Here is a 19,578-nt window from a genome sequence, read left to right on the forward strand (position 1 = left end):
CTGGACCCCGGACTAATCCGGGGTGACAGTATGCGGATGCAGTGATTTTGCAGATGTACGAGAGAAACGATTGCTTCAGTCGAACAGGCCGGAAACCGACTGTTCCTGCGCGGTGCGGTTGATCGCTTCGCCCAGAAGGCCCGCAGTGCTGATCACGCGGATATTGTGCGCGGACTGGACGCTGGTGGTAGGCTGGATGCTGTCGGTGATGACGAGTTCGCGCAGCTTCGATGAGGCCACGCGGGCAACGGCGCCGCCGGAAAGCACGCCGTGCGTGATATAGGCAGTGACGCTGGTTGCGCCCTTTTTCAACAGCGCTTCGGCAGCATTGCAGAGCGTGCCGCCGGAATCGATGATATCGTCGATCAGGATGCAGTCCTTGCCGGATACGTCGCCGATGACGTTCATGACTTCGGATTCACCCGGACGGTCACGGCGTTTGTCGACGATGGCCAGCAGACAGTCCAGACGCTTCGACAGGGCACGGGCGCGCACCACACCGCCAACGTCAGGCGAAACGACCATGACGTTGTTGGTGTCGTAGTGGTCCTTGATATCGCGGGCCAGAATGGGCGCTGCGAAGAGGTTGTCGGTCGGAATATCGAAAAAGCCCTGGATCTGGCCGGCGTGAAGATCGAGCGTCAGAACGCGGTCGGCGCCGGCTTCGGTGATCAGGTTGGCGACGAGCTTGGCGGAAATCGGTGTGCGGGGGCCGGCTTTGCGATCCTGGCGGGCGTAACCGAAATAGGGGAGTACTGCCGTGATGCGTTTTGCCGAGGAGCGGCGCATGGCATCGATCATGATGAGCAGTTCCATCAGATGATCGTTTGCCGGAAACGAAGTGGACTGGACGAGAAAAACGTCCTCCCCGCGTACGTTTTCACTGATTTCTACGAAAATTTCCTGGTCAGCAAACCGCTTTACGGTGGCATTTCCCAAGGGAACGTTGAGATACTTGCAGATCGCTTCGGCAAGGTGCCGGTTCGAATTGCCTGCGAAAACCTTCATTGCGCCCGCCTGTTTCCATGCAATCGCCTTGCGCCACGGGAAAGTGTCTGCCGTAACCAAGCGTCGTTCAAGGGGAGGAACATCCGGCTGAAAAGCCTTTGCCGGATACGCCTTGTTGCCATGCGCGCCTTAATAGCGTTGTTGCTTCCGATTGCAAGAGGACTCCGTGCTTTCGCAATGATTTTCATGAAATCTCTGTGACTTCTCCCGCCGTTTCATCTCATCCCCTTTGAGACTGCTTCCATGACGAATACTCGTTGAGCGTTTTTGCGGCGATATCCTGCATGACCCTGTCGGTCGCGGCGGCCCAGGGATCGCTGCCCTTGGCTGCCACCGTTTCCTGCCCCTGCAGGCGATGGAGCCTGACACCATTGGCATCCAGAACGTCCCAGACGTAGATGATGTTGACCTTGCTGCCATCGGCGAAGGCGGAGAAATATCCCTTGAGGATGTTCTCTGCCGAATTGTCGTTGGAGGCGCGGATTGTCAGCCCCTTTGCCCGCGCCTCGGCGCCCAGTTGCCGCGAAAGCGGCGTAACAGCCTGAACGGGCGCGCCGATGATCGGCAGGAAGCGGATGGTGTTGCCGGAAGCGGCGGGGGCAAGTGCAGCCGTCTGCTGTGGAGGCGGCGGCTGGGTGCTGGCGGGTGAGTGGCCTGCAGATTGTGCGGTAGACTGGGTCTGACCAAGAGGTTCGCCGTACTCATTGCCGTTGGAAAGCGCCTGTGCCTGCGCCTGCAGGGAGTTCTGCGGTGCGTAAGCGGGCACGGAAGAGGCGGTTGCCGGTGCGCCTGCGGGCGCGCGGTCGGCGGCGGCAGCCATCTGGTCGAGATCGCCCTGCGTCACCGGTGTCGATTGCGAGCTATTGTGGCCGACATTCACCTGCGGCGTCAGCGCCTCCGTGGTGTTGCAGGCCGACAGGGTCAACGCCAGCGCCGGAATGACGAGGACCGAAACGACAAACGTCTGGAAAGGGCGGGTAAACCCTGTCCGGCTCATGCGACGTTTCCTCTCATGTTCCGCTCCTTCTTGCCCAAGGTGGCGGCAATGTAGGGCCGGTTTTCCCGCTCTGTCAAACCCGGTGCAGATTTAAGCTGTGAGAAGATCGAGGCTATGGCGCGAGAGCGGTTCCGGCGCGCCTTCCGTGGTGAGGTAGGTCTGGCCGAGGGTCATGGCGGTGCCGGAATCGGAATCCATCACGATCATGTGCACGAACAGGGTCATGTCGCTGGCGATTTCCTGCGAGTTGCCGGCATGGAACATCTGATGCTCCATCCATGACGGTGAGAAACGCGCGCCCAGCGAATAACCGCAGGAGTTCAGGCGATGGCGGGTCAGTCCACGCTCGTCCATGACGCGGGCGTGCACGTCGAAGACATCGCCGAAGGTCTTGCCGGGCCGCAGCACCTCTTCGATGTCGGTGAGGTTTTGCAGGCAGGCGCTGTAAAGCTCCTTCTGGCGGAAGTCCTGTTCGCCGATCACCACCGTGCGCATCATGGCGGCGTGGTAGTGGGCGCTGACACCCGCCCATTCCAGCGTCAACTGATCCTTGTCATCGAGCCTGCGGCGCCCGGCCTTGTAACGGCACAGCAGCGCGTCCGCGCCGGAGCCGATGATGAATTCATTGGCGGGATAGTCACCGCCGCCGGCCAGAACCGCTCCCTGCATTGCCGAGAGGATCGCGGCTTCGTCCGCACCGGGCTTGATGAGTTCCAGTGCAGCGTCCAGAGCCTCGTCCGCAAGTCTGCCTGCCTTCCTCGCATAGGCGATCTCGGCTGGGCTCTTGATGAGCCGCAAGCTGCTGACCAGATAGGAGGCGTCGATCATCTGGCAGAAGCTGGCAAGCTGGTTGTCCAGCAGGCGGGCGACGCGCCCGGTCATGCCGTGGGTGTCGTATTCCACGCCGATCTTGGCGCCAAGGAGATCGAGATCGCTGAGGAGGTTCTTAAGATCGAGCGTCGGGTCGGCATTGGGCCGGTCGACCCAGACGAGAATATTTTCGATCGTCGAAGTATTTCGGGCCTGCCGCATATCCGCCGAACGGGTCAGAAGCATCATGGAGCCGTCCGACTTGACCACCAGCGTCTGGAAGAAGCAGTAGCCGAAGGTGTCATAGCCGGTAAGCCAGTACATGCTTTCCTGGGCGAAAAGCAGAATGGCGTCTAGCTTCTCTTCCGCCATCTTCGCAATCAGCCGTTCGCGGCGGGCATCGAATTCCGAGAGCTCGAAGTGCAGGGCCATTTAGTCCTCCAGAATTGCGATTGCGGAAATCTGCCGCCCGTAGTCGGGCTCGGCACGGTGGGTCGTGCGTCGGTAGGAATAGAAGCGTTCTTCATCAGGATAGGTGCATAGGCCGAGGTTTTCCGCTCTCACGCCCGCATTGACCAGCCGGTCTACTGTAAATTGCTTGAGGTCGAATAGCGCATGGCCGCCTTTGTCCGAAGCGGTGAAATAGGCCGCATAGGCGGGATCGAAATCGGTGAAGCGCGCCACATATTCAGGCCCGACCTCATAATTGGCCTGGCTGATGGAGGGGCCGAGAGAGGCAGAGATGCGCTCGCGGCTGGCGCCCAGCTTCCTCATGGTCTCGATCGTGTTTTCGAGCACGCCGAACAATGCACCCTTCCAGCCGGCATGGGCGGCACCCACAACGCCCGCTTCAGCGTCAGCAAAAAGGATCGGGCCGCAATCGGCGCTCAGAACGCCGAGCACGAAACCCGGTGTCGCCGTCACCATCGCATCGGCCTGCGGGCGGCTGCCGTCATAGCTTTCATCGACCACAAGGACATCAGGAGAATGGACCTGATGCACGGTGGCGAGACGTTCCGGAGACAAGCCGAACCATTGCGTGACGCGCCGGCGGTTTTCCCGCACCAGTTCCGGCTCGTCATTCGAACCGAGGCCGACATTGAGGCCCTGATAAAGCCCCTCGGAGACACCGCCTTGCCGCGTGAAGAAACCGTGACGGACACGGTTTTCACTCAAGGCGGCAAGCAGGGGGCTCTGGATGGGGAGCGGCAGCGTTTCGTTCTGCATGGTGCGGGAGTTCCTTGGAGAATGTCGCTGTTGGCCAATGGGATGCGTTAAGCGAGATGTTTCCTGTTGCCGCGGCGTTGCGCGGCGTTTGTCTGGTGCAGTGTGTCTGCGTTCGCTTGCTTCGTTCTGGGCCGATGTTGGCCCAGAGGTGATTGCACTGTCAATCCACCGCGCGAAACGGCATGAGATGGAGCGCGGGACTTGAAACGGCGATGACCTTGAAAAGTTCCCCCATCCTGCCAGCCCCTTCGCCAGCGAGACGGTTGACCGCTTCGGCGATTTCAAGCGTCTGGTCGGGTGTAGCTTTTGCGGCAAGGGCGGTTGCCCGTTCCTTCAGGCCAAGACCATAAAGAAAGTCGCCCTGCCTGATGCCGCCGTTGACATGAACGCCGTTTGCCTCAGCCGTCCTGATAAGGCTTTCGAAATCGACATGGCTGGTCAGATCGGCTTGCCCGGGATGAGAAAGCGGCGGGTCGAAGGCATGGTTGCGCATGGCCTGCAATGTGTCGCCATACCCGGCGACCAGATGGCCGTAGTCGATCGCGAGTGCGGTGCCGCCATATGCGGACAGGCGCTGGCAGATTGCAGTCATTACGGCTTCGCGGGCGGGTGAGATCTCGAATATGCTGCCAATCGGCTGCCGTTCCGGGCCGGGCGGCAGCAGCGTCGGGTCGATGCCGGCAAGCCCAGTCGAGAAGACCAGTTCACCATCGGTACCAAGACTGACCACCCGTTCGCGGAAACCCTGCGGCGTTTTCACGAATTGCCGGATTGGGATGGCGTCGAAAAGCTCGTTGGCGACGAGGAGCAGGAAACCTTCAGGCACCGCATCGAAACTGTCATGCCATGTCAGCCGTTCGGCATGCGCAGCGAGCGTCTCTTTCTGGATGGCGCAAAGGCGAGGGCTGGTATCCACCAGATGCACCCGCATCGTCTCGTAAAGCGGTGGGGCGATGCGGCGGATGACGCGCAGCATGTCAGACATCATGGTGCCGCGGCCGGGGCCGATTTCCACCAGACGAATATCTGCGGGTGCGCCATGGCGCTGCCAGGCGTGAACCACGAAAACGCCGAGCATTTCGCCGAAAAGCTGACTGACTTCCGGAGCGGTGATGAAATCGCCCAATCGGCCGAAAGGCTCGCGGCTCCGGTAATAACCGTGTTCAGGATCGGCAAGGCAAAGCGAGAAGAAATCGGTGACGCTGAGCGGGCCGTTCAGGCGGATGAGGGATTTGATGCGTTGCGCAAGCGGTGTCGTCATGGCAGGCCATTCCGCTTAAGCGCGTATTTTCGCGCGCCGCGCACGCAAGACGGCCCAGAGGCCAAGAAGGAACATCGGCGTGGAGAGTACCATGCCCATGGTCAGCCAGTTGCCCGCGAGATAACCGATCTGGGCGTCCGGCTCGCGGAAGAATTCCACGAAGATGCGCGACAGCGCGTAACCGCAAACGAAGATGCCGGTTACGATGCCAGGTGTTTTGAGCGCCCTGAAAACGTAGATGGTGACCGCCAGAATGACGAGGAGAACGAGGCCTTCAAGTCCCGCTTCGTAAAGCTGGCTGGGGTGACGCGCAAACGGCCCGCCGGTCGGGAACACGACGGCCCAGGGAACGTCGGCGATACGTCCCCACAATTCGCCATTGATGAAATTGGCGATGCGTCCGAACAGCAGGCCGACAGGTGCGACGGCTGCGATGATATCGAACATGCTCCAGACAGGGATGCCGTTCTTGCGGGCGAAGAGGATCATGGCGATGGTCGTGCCGATCAGGCCGCCATGGAACGACATGCCGCCGTTCCATATCTCAAGTGCTCTTATAGGGTTTGCGGCGACGGCGCCAAGATCGTAAAACAGGATGTAGCCGATGCGCCCGCCAAGCACGATGCCGCCGGCTGCCCACAGGATGAAGTCGTCAAGATGCTGCGCCGAGATTGGCGATGTATCGTTTGGCCACAGGCGAGGCGTAAGCGCAATGCGGCGGGCATAAAACCAGCCGAGCATGATGCCGGCGACATAGGCAATGCCGTACCAATGGATCGCCAGAGGCCCGAGAGACAGGGCAACCGGATCGATATTCGGAAATGGCATGATGGCAAGTTGGGTGGGAGCGGCTAACAATCCGTATATTCCGTCATCGTTGCTGGGCGGACAACAGAATGACCCATTGCCTCAAGGAGCCGGGCGATGATGCTCTCCGGTCTCTTTACGCGAGGAAAATGGCGATTGCCGCAGCGCCGGTCAAGATTATTCTTCAAGAGACGCTTTGCGATGCCGAAGGCCATTGCAAGCCATGCGGATTTTTCGATTTTGCTTGCAAGGCGGCTGTCGAGTGCCTACCTGAAAGGCATCAACAGCAGGGAACGGAACGCTCCCTGAACCGACGAAGGAACAGGGCCATGAGCACGACAGGCACCAATCGTTTTCTGGATGAATTCGCCAAGCTGATGACCGATGCGGCGGGCGCTGCGCAGGGAATGCGCAAAGAGGCCGAGGCTGCCTTGCACGCACAGGCGGATCGCTGGCTGAACAGCCTCGACGTGGTCAAGCGCGAGGAATTCGACGCGGTGCGCGAGATGGCGATCAAGGCGCGCGATGAAAACGATGCGTTGCGCGCTCGCATCGAGGCTCTGGAAGCAAAGCTTTCTGCTGCCAAGGATTGATTCTTTTCGCGCTTTTTCATCAAGAGTTCCCGGATCGCCTGCGATTCCGGGACTTTTTGTTTGCGGGCCATGCAACCCGAAATTATTCCCTGTCGATCCGGACCTGCCTCCATCGTTAATTTTTTGAGGCCTGTGGACACTTCCAAAAAACGCAATTGCCAGAGTCGCTTATGTATCTCGCCTGAGGTGATGGGGGAGAAGATATCCACTGTTCAAAAAGTAAAAATGCTGCCCGAGGGGTGGCAGCAGGACTCGGCCATTATACACTGATTTTAAATGATGATTCGAAACGAACCTGGTAAGCTCCACACAGGGTGAATGTGTAACTCTGTTGGTGTCGGGCAATCGTCTCAAGTGTTGAATCCGGTTTGTGTGTGCGTTTTGTGCCCGGCGTTCAAAACAGAACATCCATACCGGATGAGAAGGTGCCGCATGAGCCTGATAGAATTTGAAATTGAGCGCCAGTCCAATCCCGTGGACATGATCGAGATTGTCGCCGCCTCGAACGACTGGTCGTTCGAACGTTCTGGCGAAGACGAGATCGCCATGACGGTGGCGGGCCACTGGGCCGATTATCACGTTTCCTTTTCCTGGATGGAAGATTTCGAGGCACTGCATCTGGCCTGCGCCTTCGACATCAAGGTGCCCGATCAGCGCGTCAACGAAGTCATTCGCCTGTTGTCTCAGGTCAACGGCCAGGTACTGATGGGTCATTTCGATCTGTGGCGGCAGGAAGATGTTGTGATCTTCCGCCAGTCGCTGCTTCTGGCTGGCGGTGCGGAGCCTAACAACCAGCAGGTGGAAGTGCTGCTTTCCAGCGCGCTTGAGGCATGCGAACAATATTATCAGGCATTCCAGTTCGTCGTATGGTCGGGGCTGGATGCGAAAAGTGCAATTGAAGCGGTCATGTTCGAGACCGTCGGAGAAGCTTGAAAATGGTCTATAGGGCTTCCGGTCCTCTCGTCCTCGTTGGGGCGGGCAATATGGGCGGCGCTTTGCTTTCGGGCTGGCTGAAAAAGGGCGTGCCGGGTTCGCAGGTTATCGTCATCGATCCGCGCCCCTCCGACGCCATGCGCACGACAATTGCGGAAGCGGGCGCCACGCATAGCGAAAGCGTGCCTGACGGCGTGAAGGCGGGCATTCTGTTTGTCGCGGTAAAACCGCAGATGATGGAAGCAGTGCTACCCTCCCTCAAGCCCTTGCTCGGACCCGAGACCGTGGTGGTTTCGATTGCGGCCGGCACCACCATCGGCACTTTCGTTTCGCATTTCGGCTCGGTCGCCGCCGTGCGGGCCATGCCGAACACGCCGGCCATGGTTGGCCGTGGCGTGACGGGCGCCTATGCCAACGAATTGGTGACGCCGGCACTTAAAGCCGTGGTGGATGGATTGCTGAAGGTCAGCGGTCCGGTCGAATGGGTGGAAACCGAAAGCGATATCGACGCGGTTACCGCGGTTTCGGGAAGCGGTCCGGCCTATGTCTTCTATCTGGTTGAATGCATGGCGGAAGCCGGTCGCAAGGCAGGTCTGCCGGCGGATATAGCCATGCGGCTGGCGCGTGAAACCGTGGCCGGTGCTGGCGAACTCCTGCATCAGTCTTCTGACGAGGCGGCGCGCCTGCGCCAGAACGTTACCTCGCCGGGCGGTACAACGGCCGCCGCACTTTCGGTGCTGATGGCCGAAGACGGCATGCAGCCCCTGTTTGACAAGGCGATCGCTGCGGCGAAAAATCGCGCCGAAGAACTGGCTGGTTGAAGACGAGCAGGCTGGCGGGAGCATGGCATGAGCAGTGAAATTTCCTATGCCGATTTCGAGAAGGTCGATATCCGTGTCGGCACGATCGTTGAGGCAGAGCCTTTTCCGGAAGCACGCAAGCCGGCGATCAAGGTGAAGATCGATTTCGGCCCCGAGATCGGCATCAAGAAATCCTCGGCGCAAATCACGGTGCATTATACCCCGGAAAGTCTGATCGGCCGACAGGTGCTGGGTGTGGTGAATTTTCCACCGCGCCAGATTGGCCCGTTCCGCTCCGAAGTTCTGACACTGGGGTTTGCCGATGGCAACGGCGACATCGTGCTTGCCGCGGTGGAGCGGCCGGTGCCGAACGGCGAGAAAATGTGCTGAGAACGCACAACAACACGCAACCAGAAGATTGCGCAGGCTGAACATTCTTTCTCCGTCGTTCCGGTTCAAGGCTGGAATGACGCAAGCGGGCGAGCCGCGTCACATTTTTCTCTCCGCTGCTCTACGCCGGAATTTTGACGATTACCCGCAATCCGCCCATCGGGCTGTCGTCCAGCGATACGTCACCGCCATGGCTGCGGGCGATGTCGCGGACGATGGAGAGGCCGAGCCCGGTGCCAGAGGCGTTGAGGTTGCGTGCCTCGTCCAGCCGGAAGAACGGCTTGAAGACATCCTCCCTTGACGCTTCCGGAATACCCGGCCCGTCATCATCAAACGTCATGATGATGGAGCGTGGAGCCTTGCGGATGTCGATATGGAGCTTGCTGGCATAGCGCCGGGCATTCTCCGCGAGATTGGCGACGAGGCGGGAGAGGGCATTCGGGCGCGCGATGATCTGGTCGATATTATATAGCTCGTAGCTGAATTTCTTGCCGTGCAGCTCGAAATCATAGTCGATTTTTTCCAGAAGTGCCGGAAGCTCCAGCGTGCCGACATCCTCCTCGACATCGGTGCGGGCAAAGGTGAGGTAGGCCTCCAGCATCGACTGCATGTCCTCGACATCCTTGTCCAACCCTTCCAGATCAGGATTGTCGCCGGCAAGCGCGAGTTGCAGCTTGAAACGGGTGAGGATGGTGCGCAGGTCGTGGCTGACACCGTTCAGCATGGCAGTGCGCTGTTCCATCTGCCGCTCGATGCGTTCGCGCATCAATATGAAAGCAAGACCCGCCCGCCGCACCTCGTCTGCGCCGCGTGGGGAATAGGCGCTGATCTTCTGGCCCCTGCCGAAATTTTCGGCCGCCTTGGCAAGCGCTTCGATAGGCTTGATCTGCCCGCGCAGGAACAGGATGGAAATGGCGATCAGAACCAGCGATGCACCGACCATCCAGACAAGGAAGATATGCGTGTTGGAGGCATAGGCGGCGCTGCGACTGGTAAAGACGCGGAGCGTCTTGTCTTCGAGCTGGACACGTATTTCAACCAGGGAACCGTTGCCATAAGTATCGATCCAGAATGGCCGGCCGATTTGCTGGGTCAGCTGATTGGCGAGGATCGTATCCAGAATGGAAAACAACGGTTCTGGTCTCGGGGCCGGCAAATCGGCCTTCGGCTCGATGTAGATGCTGAGACCCAGCTTCTCGCGAGCGATGCGGATGACGCGCTGATAGTCGTCTTCTTCCTCATCAGTTTGCAGAAGCTCGATGATCGCTGCGATATCGCGCGTTACGGCTGAGGAAAGGCGCTCGGTAACCAGCTGCCAGTGACGCTCCATGAAAACGGCCGCGACAACGCCCTGAAGCAGGATCATCGGCAGGATGATGATCAGCAGCGAGCGTGTATAAAGCCCGGTGGGCAGCCAGTGGCGAAGCCATCTGGTAAATGCGCGCCAGGTCTTCGCTACGCCGCTATTCCTGACAGTGATTAGAAAATCGAGGCTCGCCATGGCTGTGCGCCCGCCTTTCGTTTGTCCTTGTCAATCCACGCTCAGGCGGTAGCCGATGCCACGCACCGTTTGCAGGTAGACCGGGTTGGCAGGGTCGTCCTCGATCTTGCGGCGAAGGCGGTTGATCTGCACGTCGATTGTTCTTTCGCCCACTTCGGATTCCGCCTCGACCAGCTCGTGCCGTGGAATGGTATCGCCGGCGCGAAGTGCAAAGAGCAGCATGATCTCCTGTTCGCGATCCGTCAGGCGGATCGTTTCAGGGCCGCGCCGCAATTCCTTCCTGGGGATAGAGAAGCTGTAGGGGCCGAACATGATCTGTTCGATCTTGGGCGTATCCGGCGAAGTGTTGCGCCGCAGGATGTTGTTGATACGAAGGACAAGTTCGCGCGGATCGAAAGGCTTTGCTAGATAATCATCCGCGCCGGCTTCCAGCCCAGCAATTCGGGAATCCGCCTCCGAGCGGGCGGTCAGGAGAATGACCGGCACGGATTTGTTCTCGTTCAGCGACCGGGTGAGCGAAAGCCCGTTTTCCCCCGGCATCATCACGTCGAGAATGAGAAGGTCGAAACGGATGCCGACCATCTTGCGCCGGGCTTCTGCCGCATCGGCTGCGACGGAGATGCGGTATCCCTTGTCGCCGAGGAAACGTTGCAGAAGATTGCGAATGCGGGCGTCGTCATCGACGATCAGAAGGTGGGCCGCATCGTCATCAGCGGGGGGGAGTTTTGTCGTTGCCGTGGCCATCGTCAGTCGCCTTCCCCCGGTGTCGGGCTGCGCATCTGCGCCAGAAACTTGCGAACGCAAGCGCGGGCGTCGGGTCCAAGCCCTTCCAGCGCACGGTCGATCCGGCGCGACTGCGGCTCGCTCAGCGCCAGCGCCAGTTCGCGCCCTGTCAGCGTCGGATAGAGCCTGCGCTGGCGGCGGTCTTCCGGGCCAGCCATCTGACGGATATAACCGTCGTCGATCAATTGCTTGAGCACGCGGGCAAGGCTCTGCTTGGTGATCTGCAGGGTGTCGAGCAGATCCGCCACCGTCATGCCGGGCTGCCTGCTGACGAAATAGACTACCCGGTGATGCGCGCGCCCATATTCCAGTTTCGAAAGAATGACATCTGGATCGGAGACGAAATCGCGATACGCGAAGAACAGCGCCTCTATCGTATCGAAGTCGATCTTGCCGTCGTCAACCTTCGGGAGTGCCGGTGTCTGCCTGGCGGCTGCGGTTTTGAGCGATTGCGGTGGCACTGCGGTTCCTTCATATTCTGCGGCTGACATACGTCGATGCGCCAATATTCTGTAAACATAGCCGAAAATGCGTCCGCTCGGGAGGATGCCGCGATCATTTTCTGTTGCGGTGGATAATATGCTGCGGGTGCCGGTGCAACTGGAATCCTGACTGACCTTTACCGGAAATAGAAAAGAGCGCGGAAAGCCCGCGCTCTTCATTGGTTTCATGCTGCCGGTATCGAGTTCGCGTCTACTGGTAGACGTAGACAATCCGGCGCGTCGATGGCTCCACCAGAACAGGCACGTCGTTCACCTGAACGTAGCGATACTGGTAATCAGGGATTTCCACGAGCCGGGTATCGGAGGGCAGGGTGCTGCCGACCGCTACCTCGCCATCAAAGGTGACAGTGTCCGCAGGGTGCTCGTCAATATAGGAGATGACTGTTTCGGGCGGATTGACTTCACCAACGCGGCCAAGGTTCGGGTCGCCGGGGTTGGGTTCTGCCTGTACGCTCGAGGTCTTCTCGTAAGTCACGACCGGCACGCTGATATCGGAGCGGCGCTGTTCGAGAATGACGGGAGAGCCCTCATACATGACATTCAGATAATCCGCATGTGCCCAGCCGCGCAGGCCGTTGACTTCGATGCGGCACCAGCTGCTGCCGTCCATGCAGCCATCCAGAACCGCGTTGCTGCCACGGGTGGCAAGGCCAAGCTCGGGATAATCCTCGCCTGGGCCCGAGCGAACGGAAACGTCCGATGCTGTTGTGGCGACCATGGCGGCGTTTGCGTAACCGGCCATCAGGGCGAAAGCGCCGCCAGCCATGAGCATTTTAAGCGTCTTGTCCATGTGTCTCACTCCTTTAAAGACTGGACCTACAACGTCGCAGCCTTCAGGGCGTTCCACATTTTTCACAGATACCTCCCGTCTCGAGCGGGAAAATTTCCGATATCTAATTGGATTAACTCATAGTTTTTAGAAGTAGCAAGGTCACTTGAAACCGTTGCTTTTTCCTCCGCCATTGTGCCGGAACCGGCCGCAGGCTATAGGAGGCCGGATTTGTTAGACAGGGAGACACGGGATATGGGAAAGTTGCAGGCGGGCATTATTCCGGTCACGCCGTTCGAGCAGAACTGCACCATTCTCTTCGATGAGGATACGAAGGAAGGCGTTGTCGTCGATCCCGGTGGGGATGTGGATGTCATTCTTCAGGTGGTTTCCGAAAACGGCATCGCGCTCAAGGAAATCTGGCTGACGCACGGCCATCTCGACCATGCCGGCGGCGCCAAGGAACTGCGCGAGAAGCTTTCCCTGCCGGTGATCGGCCCGCATGAGGACGATCGGCCGCTGCTCGAGAGGATCGAGACCCAGGCTGAGAAATACGGCATCAGCGGTCTTCAGAACGTTTTGCCGGACAGGTGGCTGAATGAGGGCGACACGGTATCGTTCGGGGATCATGTCTTTGAAGTCTACCATTGCCCGGGCCACGCTCCAGGTCACGTCATCTACTATAATCGCGACCAGCAATTCGCCCATGTCGGCGATGTGCTGTTTGCGGGGTCGGTGGGGCGTACCGACCTGCCGGGCGGAAACCACGAGCAATTGATGGCGTCCATTCGCGACAAGCTGCTGCCGCTGGGTGATGATGTCGGATTTATCTGCGGCCATGGCCCCGGCGGGCGGCTTGGCGAGGAGCGGCGCACCAACCCCTATCTCAAGGGGATCTGAATTTCCGGGCGCGTATTGACGCCTCCGGATTGGGCATAAAAAAACCCGGCATTCCTGCCGGGCTTCAACTAGAAATGAAAGCCGTTTTAGGGTTAGCCAGCAATCTGCAGATTGACTGCCTTCGGGCCCTTGCCGCGACGATCCGGTTCCGTGTCGAAGCTCACTTTCTGATTTTCTGAAAGTCCGGACAGGCCGGAAGCCTGTACGGCAGAGATGTGAACAAAGATATCAGCGCCACCATTGTCTGGCTTGATGAAGCCGAAGCCTTTGTCTGTGTTGAAGAATTTTACGGTGCCAGTTTCGGCCATGCATCAGGTCCTTTTCGCTCTGCCCGCGTTCAGCTACAGGCAGCATTACAGTTTTGCCCCGCGAGGGCGTTGGCAGGCAGCTCTTGACTATTGAGAAAAAGGACCTTCACAGCGGGAAGTAATGGCGTTCTCATCCAACGTTTTTCGTCCCACCGCCCGAGGTTTATAGCGTCCCCAGTGCGCAAATTTATAGGCCTTCCCATGCTCGCAAATTGCCCGAACCGCAGTAGATTGCTGCGTTTATGGAAAATTGGCAAGCAAAAGTTTTCACGGGCTTTTTGTCGGATAAAAACCTGCGGTAGAATTCCTGCGCGTAGTCGCACATTTTTTCCGCATATTTGATAATTGATGAAATAATTGCCGGTTGCCTTCGGTTTCCGGGCAAAATTTTGAATGCGGTGGTACGATTTTTCCTCGAAACAGAAAAATCAGTTCTTTCTGCGTCAGGCCGTTCCAACGACGGTTTTTTGCCGTTTACGCGTCAGTTCCGGCACCAGTTCGACGATCAATATAGCGGCGAAAATAATCACGCAGCCGATATAACCGGCGTTGGAAATGGTTTCCTTCAGGAAAATCGACGCAAGCAAGGCACCGAAAAGCGCCTCTGAAGACAGAAATATCGCAGCCTGCGGCGCGGTCGTATACCGCTGGGCGACGACCTGCAAAACGAAGGCGAGGCCGGAGGATACGAGGCCGACGTATAGAATTTCCGCCAGCGACCCCTCTATGGACGCCATGCTGATGGGTTCTACCGCAAGGCCGATCATGCAACTCAAGAGAGAGCAAATCGCAAACTGAGTGCATGAGAGCGCAAGCGGCCGTCCGCTTTCGGAAACGAAACGACCTGCAAGCGTAATCTGGATTGCCCAGAAGAAGGCGCAGATGATGCTGAGAATATCGCCCTGAGTCAGCGCCTCGAATGCGCCGCCCGAGAGCAGGAATATTCCACCCAGCATCATCAGGGCGCCGGGCCAGACGATCCAGTGGGGATGGCGCCGGTAAAGAACGACGGCGATCACGGGCACGAAGATGACGTAAAGTCCCGTCAGGAAGCTGGAATTCGTGACGGTCGTAGTCAAAAGCCCGACCTGCTGCGTCGTCGCGCCGCCGAACAGGGCGAGGCCCACAAGGATGAAGCCGCCGATTTCCCTGCGACGTGGCGGCGATTTTTTCGAGCGGTTTTCCATCAGGGCGAATGGCAGCACGGCGATGGCGGCAATGGCGAAGCGTAAACCGACGAACCAGAATGGCCCGATCGAGGCCATGGCGGATGATTGTGCGACGAAACCGCCTCCCCAGATCGCCGCGGCGAGCAGAAGCAGCATGTTGGCCTGAATACGCGTCATTGATGGCACCAGCACAGCAGGGGCCCGAAGATCATTCCGTCGCGGCCTTGGCATTTCGGGGATTTTTGAAACGTCGTTCTGACGACTTCCCCTGTGCTTTAGCAGCAACACGCCGATGCCGCAAGTCGAGGAGAGGGCGGCTTACTTGTGGCGGCGGGCCTCGTCCTTCAGGCTTCGCCGGGTAAGCGCGAGGCCGCCTATGCCGAGGCTGATGAAGGCTGCGGCCGAGAAGATAACCAGCAACAGGTGCCCGCCCGCCCGCGCGGTTGCCGTCACCTGCGGAATAGAGGATGTCTGCAGGGTGTCGATTGCCTGAGGGGCTGCATTGGCCGAGGTTGCGATCCCGGCGGCCATGGTGACGACGACAAGAAAGGCGGCAATGGCCATCCAGAGGGAAAACAGCGTTCTCTGCGCCCTTAACCGTTCAACTGATGTCCTGTCGTTGGTAAACATGGCGATCGCCTCTTGTCCCTGTTCTCAAAGGATAAAAGAGGCTTCGAAATGGACGGCTTGGAGACCGAATTCAGGCGTTCCGCAGTATTTATTGTGGCAATATCGTGGCAAAGCCGATTTCGGGACAATTTCGCTGTCAACCGCCTTAAAGGCCGCGTTTTCCGAAGGTTCTGGTCTGGCGCAGGGTATGCGGCTCGGCGAGGCGGTCTTCACGCGGGAATGCCGGTGTCGCAGTACTTCTATCCGACCTTGGCGAGGGTGAAAAATATCCGCTGCCGAGTTCGGGAAAGCGCGCATCGAAACTCGTCGGCGCGAGTTCGGGTTTTGCCAAAACGTATCCCTGCATCAGCAGGACGCCGAGGTCCTCGCAGATATCCACCTGCCTGCCGGTTTCCAGTCCTTCGAACACCGGCTCTATCCCATCGTCGCGAAACTGGCTGACGATGACGCGCAGAAGGGCGGCGCCTGCCGAATTCTGCATGAAATCACGCACCCAGCCTGCCTCGAATTTCACATAGTCCGGCTTGATGAGTTTCACCCGGTCAATGTCGGAATCGCCCGCGCCATAATCGTCCAGCGCCACACGAAAACCGATGTCGTGCATATGATAGGCGAAGTCGGCGACCATCTGCGTATCGGAGACTTTTTTCTCGGAGATTTCGCAGACGATGCGGTCTGCCGTCATGCCGGCCTCGTGGGCGGTAAGGCGCATGCGCTCCACTTCCTGACGCATCTTGGCCGGGGTCTGGAACAGGCCCGGATGGAAGTTAACGAAAACGCGGGCGCGCGAACGATTGAGCCTGCCGGTATTGAGAATGTGGATCGTGCGCAGAATACTGTCGATATTCTCTATATCTTCCGGCGCCACCAGCGAGAAGAATTCACCCGGTGTCACAGGTTCGCCGTTGCGATGGGGACGCACCAGACCCTCGAAGGAATCGATGTCGAGAGCGCCGTTCATCGTTCGGCGAAAGATGGGCTGCAGGGCGGATTTCAAGTTGAAGGTGCCATAGGCCGTGGACCATGTGCCATCGACCTCGCGGACAAGACTGGAAAAGATGCTTTTGGGCGCCATTTTTCAACCAGCTACAGAGACACGACCTCTAGCCGGAGAATATAGCGCATCAAGCGTTACTTCCGGGTTAAGGAAGGTTTAAATTCTTCCCCGTGTCACATATGCTGCTTTTGACCTTGAAAGAGCGCCTGTCTTTCGACATAGAAAATGCCGCAGAAGACAGGATTTTCCGCCTCTGCCGATGTCAACCACAACAGGACCGATTAAAAATGGCCTTCCTTGCCGACATTCTCTCCCGCGTAAAGCCATCCGCCACCATCGCTGTTACCCAGAAAGCCCGTGAGCTTAAAGCGAAGGGCCGCGATGTGATCAGCCTTGGCGCCGGCGAGCCGGATTTCGATACGCCCGAAAACATCAAGGAAGCCGCCATTGACGCCATCAAGCGCGGCGAAACGAAATACACGCCCGTTTCAGGTATTCCTGAACTGCGCAAGGCGATTGCCGACAAGTTCAAGCGCGAAAACGGTCTGGACTACAAGCCGGAGCAGACCATCGTCGGCACCGGTGGCAAGCAGATCCTTTTCAACGCCTTCATGGCCACCCTCAACCCGGGTGACGAAGTCGTCATTCCTGCACCTTACTGGGTCAGCTATCCGGAAATGGTGGCGATCTGCGGCGGTACGCCTGTCTTCGTCGACACGACGCTCGAAGACAATTTCAAGCTGAAGCCGGAAGCGCTGGAAAAGGCGATCACGCCTAAGACCAAGTGGTTCGTTTTCAACTCGCCGTCCAACCCTTCGGGCGCTGCCTATTCGCATGACGAGCTGAAGGCATTGACGGACGTGCTGGTCAAGCATCCGCACGTCTGGGTGCTGACTGATGACATGTACGAACACCTGACCTATGGCGACTTCAAATTCGTCACGCCGGTTGAGGTGGAGCCTTCGCTCTATGACCGCACGCTTACGATGAACGGCGTCTCCAAGGCCTATGCCATGACCGGCTGGCGTATCGGCTATGCAGCCGGCCCGCTGCCGCTCATCAAGGCCATGGATATGATCCAGGGCCAGCAGACCTCGGGCGCCAGCTCGATTGCTCAGTGGGCGGCTGTCGAAGCGCTGAACGGCACGCAGGATTTCATTCCGGCCAACAAGAAGATTTTTGAAGGCCGCCGCGATCTCGTCGTCTCCATGCTCAACCAGGCGAAAGGCATCAATTGCCCGGCTCCGGAAGGCGCATTCTACGTCTATCCGTCCTGCGCCGGCATGATCGGCAAGACCGCGCCGTCCGGCAAGGTCATCGAGTCGGATGTGGATTTCGTCTCCGAGCTTCTGGAAGCCGAAGGTGTTGCCGTCGTGCAGGGATCGGCGTTCGGCCTCGGCCCGAACTTCCGCATTTCCTACGCCACGTCGGAAGCACTGCTGGAAGAGGCCTGCAAGCGCATCCAGCGCTTCTGCGCCGATTGCCGCTGATCGGTTTGCGATCTTTAACGAAGAAGCCCGGCAGCGATGCCGGGCTTTTTTTGTTGCGGCTAAAGCCCGAGAAACAACAGCATGATGAAGGTGGCGAAGAGGATGAAATGCGTCATTCCCTCGATCGCGTTGGTTTCACCGTCATTGAGGTTGATGGCGGCGGCGATGAGGGTGATGAAGACCATGACCGTCTGAACCGGGGTCATCGCCATGATGAACGGCTGACCGGTGTAGAGTGCGATGCCCTCCATCACGGGGACGGTGAGGATGACCGTCGAAAGCGATGCGCCCATGGCGATATTGACCACGGCCTGCATGCGGTTGCGCAATGCGGACCTGAGCGCGGTCAGGATTTCCGGTGATGCGGAGATCGTCGCGACCACGACGGCCATCAGTGCCGGTGGCGCGCTTGTGCCCTCGAGGCTCTGGCTTAGGAAGGCCGCCATGAATTCCGCCAGCACGCCGATCAGTACGACGCCCGCGATGATGAGACCGATGGAGAGGGACACGCTGCCCTCATCCTCGTCCTCCGTGTGATCGCCGGATGGATGACCGCTGGGATGAGCCTTGCGGGGATAGGCGTAGCTGAAGAAATAGCTGTGCGGACCAACCTGCATTTTCAGGAACAGCGCATAAAGCGCGATCATTGCGAAGATGGTGAAGGCGGAATAGACGTGCCAGCTTTCCTTTGGGATGAATTCCGGCACGATCATCGAGATGCCCATGGCAGTCAGGATCATGACGCCGTAGGTCTTGCCTGAATCGTCATTGTAGGGCTGCTCGCCGTGGCGAAGGCCTCCCAGCAGGGCGGCCAGTCCCAGAATGCCGTTGATGTCGATCATCACGGCGGAATAGATCGTGTCACGCACGAGCGTCGGCGAATTGGATTCGCTCATGATGATGGCAAGGATCAACACTTCCACCGCCACGGCAGACAGCGTCAGTATCATCGTGCCATAGGGGTCGCCGACCTTGGCGGCGAGGATTTCGGCGTGGTGGGCAACCCGCATCGACACCAGAACGATCATCCCGATCAGGGCGATCGCGGCAATCAGCGACGCCGTTTTGCCGGCCTCGAATATCGCATGTTCGGCCATATAGGCGACGGCTGCCACCGGTATTGCCAGCAGCAACATGCGCTCCTGCTTTAAAATAGAACCGGCCATCGATTTCCCTTCCCCTGAGAGTGTGAGGCTGTGACGTATCGTCGTTAAGATCAAGCAGGATTTGCGCTTGAGTGCTTTTGGTAGGATAGTGTTACGGTCGAGGACATGCTGCTCATGCCGTGTTGTCCCCAGTTGGGTGCAATGCTTGAAGCGCGGTTGTGGTTGCGATGTCGCCTACTGAAACAGGAGGAACATGCATGACAAAAGTGGTATATGAAGTCGTGGAACATGATGGTGGCTTCGCCTACCGCATGAACGGCGCTTATTCCGAAACATTTCCTACCTATGCCGATGCGGTCGAGGCCGCGCGCATCGTTGCTGCCGAACAGCAGGTGGGCGGCGATGATGAGGAAATCAGCTATCAGGACGAACGCGGCCAGTGGCATGAGGAATACAGCCAGGGCGGCGACCGGCCGGAGGCGGAAGTGGTCGACAAGATTTCACCGCCGGCCAGACCGTTTTGATGGAGTGCGTCAACATTTCCGGTGAGAACAGCATCACCCTCCATGCTTCGCCGGTCTGTCTTGCGGATTTGC

At 58.6% G+C, this 19,578-nt stretch carries 22 protein-coding genes; 7 read left to right on the forward strand and 15 right to left on the reverse strand.

Annotated features, from left to right (window positions below):
• Window positions 1-75: 75 nt before the first annotated feature.
• The 6 genes from ACQZ5Y_RS11120 to lgt form a co-directional block, all read right to left on the reverse strand.
• Window positions 76-1,008 carry a ribose-phosphate pyrophosphokinase gene (locus tag ACQZ5Y_RS11120; RefSeq protein ID WP_003513466.1) on the reverse strand — a complete coding sequence of 311 codons (933 nt, stop codon included), beginning with the start codon at window positions 1,006-1,008 and terminating at the stop codon, window positions 76-78.
• 220 nt (window positions 1,009-1,228) lie between these two features.
• Entirely contained in the window at window positions 1,229-2,005 is a 777-nt protein-coding gene (locus ACQZ5Y_RS11125; RefSeq protein ID WP_025594133.1) for a hypothetical protein, read from the reverse strand.
• Window positions 2,006-2,095: 90 nt separating this feature from the next.
• Window positions 2,096-3,247 carry a M24 family metallopeptidase gene (locus tag ACQZ5Y_RS11130; RefSeq protein WP_025594132.1) on the reverse strand — a complete coding sequence of 384 codons (1,152 nt, stop codon included), beginning with the start codon at window positions 3,245-3,247 and terminating at the stop codon, window positions 2,096-2,098.
• Window positions 3,248-4,042 carry a peptidoglycan editing factor PgeF gene (gene pgeF / locus ACQZ5Y_RS11135; RefSeq protein ID WP_174049809.1) on the reverse strand — a complete coding sequence of 265 codons (795 nt, stop codon included), beginning with the start codon at window positions 4,040-4,042 and terminating at the stop codon, window positions 3,248-3,250.
• A gap of 160 nt (window positions 4,043-4,202) precedes the next feature.
• Window positions 4,203-5,303, reverse strand: a complete 1,101-nt coding sequence (locus ACQZ5Y_RS11140; RefSeq protein WP_174049807.1) for a class I SAM-dependent methyltransferase — start codon at window positions 5,301-5,303, stop codon at window positions 4,203-4,205.
• Window positions 5,304-5,318: 15 nt separating this feature from the next.
• Window positions 5,319-6,131 (reverse strand): prolipoprotein diacylglyceryl transferase, encoded by an 813-nt coding sequence (lgt, locus tag ACQZ5Y_RS11145; protein ID WP_162633723.1) that lies wholly within the window; start codon window positions 6,129-6,131, stop codon window positions 5,319-5,321.
• 308 nt (window positions 6,132-6,439) lie between these two features.
• Between lgt and ACQZ5Y_RS11150 the strand changes: the two genes are divergently transcribed.
• The 4 genes from ACQZ5Y_RS11150 (at window position 6,440) to ACQZ5Y_RS11165 (ending at window position 8,826) form a co-directional block, all read left to right on the forward strand.
• Window positions 6,440-6,703, forward strand: coding sequence for an accessory factor UbiK family protein (locus ACQZ5Y_RS11150; protein ID WP_003513446.1), 264 nt, complete (start codon window positions 6,440-6,442; stop codon window positions 6,701-6,703).
• 432 nt (window positions 6,704-7,135) lie between these two features.
• Window positions 7,136-7,636 carry a type III secretion system chaperone family protein gene (locus tag ACQZ5Y_RS11155; protein WP_006311131.1) on the forward strand — a complete coding sequence of 167 codons (501 nt, stop codon included), beginning with the start codon at window positions 7,136-7,138 and terminating at the stop codon, window positions 7,634-7,636.
• 2 nt (window positions 7,637-7,638) lie between these two features.
• A complete protein-coding gene (proC, locus tag ACQZ5Y_RS11160; RefSeq protein WP_013636581.1) occupies window positions 7,639-8,457 on the forward strand; it encodes a pyrroline-5-carboxylate reductase in 819 nt (272 codons plus the stop codon).
• Window positions 8,458-8,484: 27 nt separating this feature from the next.
• Window positions 8,485-8,826 carry a tRNA-binding protein gene (locus ACQZ5Y_RS11165; RefSeq protein ID WP_003513443.1) on the forward strand — a complete coding sequence of 114 codons (342 nt, stop codon included), beginning with the start codon at window positions 8,485-8,487 and terminating at the stop codon, window positions 8,824-8,826.
• Between the two features lie 121 nt (window positions 8,827-8,947).
• Here the strand turns inward: ACQZ5Y_RS11165 and ACQZ5Y_RS11170 are convergent, their stop codons facing one another.
• The 4 genes from ACQZ5Y_RS11170 to ACQZ5Y_RS11185 form a co-directional block, all read right to left on the reverse strand.
• Window positions 8,948-10,327: an ATP-binding protein gene (locus ACQZ5Y_RS11170; protein ID WP_003513442.1), complete on the reverse strand. Its 1,380-nt coding sequence runs from the start codon at window positions 10,325-10,327 to the stop codon at window positions 8,948-8,950.
• Between the two features lie 30 nt (window positions 10,328-10,357).
• Entirely contained in the window at window positions 10,358-11,071 is a 714-nt protein-coding gene (locus ACQZ5Y_RS11175) for a response regulator (protein ID WP_019565223.1), read from the reverse strand.
• A gap of 2 nt (window positions 11,072-11,073) precedes the next feature.
• Window positions 11,074-11,601 carry a MarR family winged helix-turn-helix transcriptional regulator gene (locus ACQZ5Y_RS11180; RefSeq protein ID WP_003513440.1) on the reverse strand — a complete coding sequence of 176 codons (528 nt, stop codon included), beginning with the start codon at window positions 11,599-11,601 and terminating at the stop codon, window positions 11,074-11,076.
• Between the two features lie 202 nt (window positions 11,602-11,803).
• A complete protein-coding gene (locus ACQZ5Y_RS11185) occupies window positions 11,804-12,403 on the reverse strand; it encodes a DUF1236 domain-containing protein (protein WP_003513439.1) in 600 nt (199 codons plus the stop codon).
• A 234-nt stretch (window positions 12,404-12,637) separates the two neighbouring features.
• On the opposite strand from ACQZ5Y_RS11185, the gene ACQZ5Y_RS11190 reads away from it, so the two are divergent.
• Entirely contained in the window at window positions 12,638-13,282 is a 645-nt protein-coding gene (locus ACQZ5Y_RS11190) for an MBL fold metallo-hydrolase (RefSeq protein WP_025594124.1), read from the forward strand.
• Between the two features lie 92 nt (window positions 13,283-13,374).
• Here the strand turns inward: ACQZ5Y_RS11190 and ACQZ5Y_RS11195 are convergent, their stop codons facing one another.
• The 4 genes from ACQZ5Y_RS11195 to ACQZ5Y_RS11210 all read right to left on the reverse strand — a co-directional run bounded on the left by ACQZ5Y_RS11195 (window position 13,375) and on the right by ACQZ5Y_RS11210 (window position 16,464).
• Window positions 13,375-13,590 carry a cold-shock protein gene (locus ACQZ5Y_RS11195; RefSeq protein WP_003494703.1) on the reverse strand — a complete coding sequence of 72 codons (216 nt, stop codon included), beginning with the start codon at window positions 13,588-13,590 and terminating at the stop codon, window positions 13,375-13,377.
• A gap of 443 nt (window positions 13,591-14,033) precedes the next feature.
• Window positions 14,034-14,936, reverse strand: a complete 903-nt coding sequence (locus ACQZ5Y_RS11200) for a DMT family transporter (protein WP_003513435.1) — start codon at window positions 14,934-14,936, stop codon at window positions 14,034-14,036.
• A 141-nt stretch (window positions 14,937-15,077) separates the two neighbouring features.
• Complete coding sequence (locus ACQZ5Y_RS11205; protein ID WP_081307400.1) at window positions 15,078-15,389, reverse strand: hypothetical protein; 312 nt, start codon at window positions 15,387-15,389, stop codon at window positions 15,078-15,080.
• A 145-nt stretch (window positions 15,390-15,534) separates the two neighbouring features.
• The gene (locus ACQZ5Y_RS11210; RefSeq protein WP_035198647.1) at window positions 15,535-16,464 is read right to left on the reverse strand and encodes an EAL domain-containing protein; all 930 of its coding nucleotides are present in this window, start codon (window positions 16,462-16,464) and stop codon (window positions 15,535-15,537) included.
• A gap of 209 nt (window positions 16,465-16,673) precedes the next feature.
• On the opposite strand from ACQZ5Y_RS11210, the gene ACQZ5Y_RS11215 reads away from it, so the two are divergent.
• Window positions 16,674-17,876 carry a pyridoxal phosphate-dependent aminotransferase gene (locus ACQZ5Y_RS11215; protein WP_003513431.1) on the forward strand — a complete coding sequence of 401 codons (1,203 nt, stop codon included), beginning with the start codon at window positions 16,674-16,676 and terminating at the stop codon, window positions 17,874-17,876.
• A gap of 59 nt (window positions 17,877-17,935) precedes the next feature.
• On the opposite strand, the gene ACQZ5Y_RS11220 is transcribed toward ACQZ5Y_RS11215, so the two are convergent.
• Window positions 17,936-19,042, reverse strand: a complete 1,107-nt coding sequence (locus tag ACQZ5Y_RS11220) for a calcium:cation antiporter (protein WP_111783583.1) — start codon at window positions 19,040-19,042, stop codon at window positions 17,936-17,938.
• Between the two features lie 197 nt (window positions 19,043-19,239).
• On the opposite strand from ACQZ5Y_RS11220, the gene ACQZ5Y_RS11225 reads away from it, so the two are divergent.
• The gene (locus ACQZ5Y_RS11225; protein WP_003513427.1) at window positions 19,240-19,506 is read left to right on the forward strand and encodes a DUF2188 domain-containing protein; all 267 of its coding nucleotides are present in this window, start codon (window positions 19,240-19,242) and stop codon (window positions 19,504-19,506) included.
• Window positions 19,507-19,578: the final 72 nt, after the last annotated feature.

Source organism: Agrobacterium sp. A3-95, from assembly GCF_053521785.1.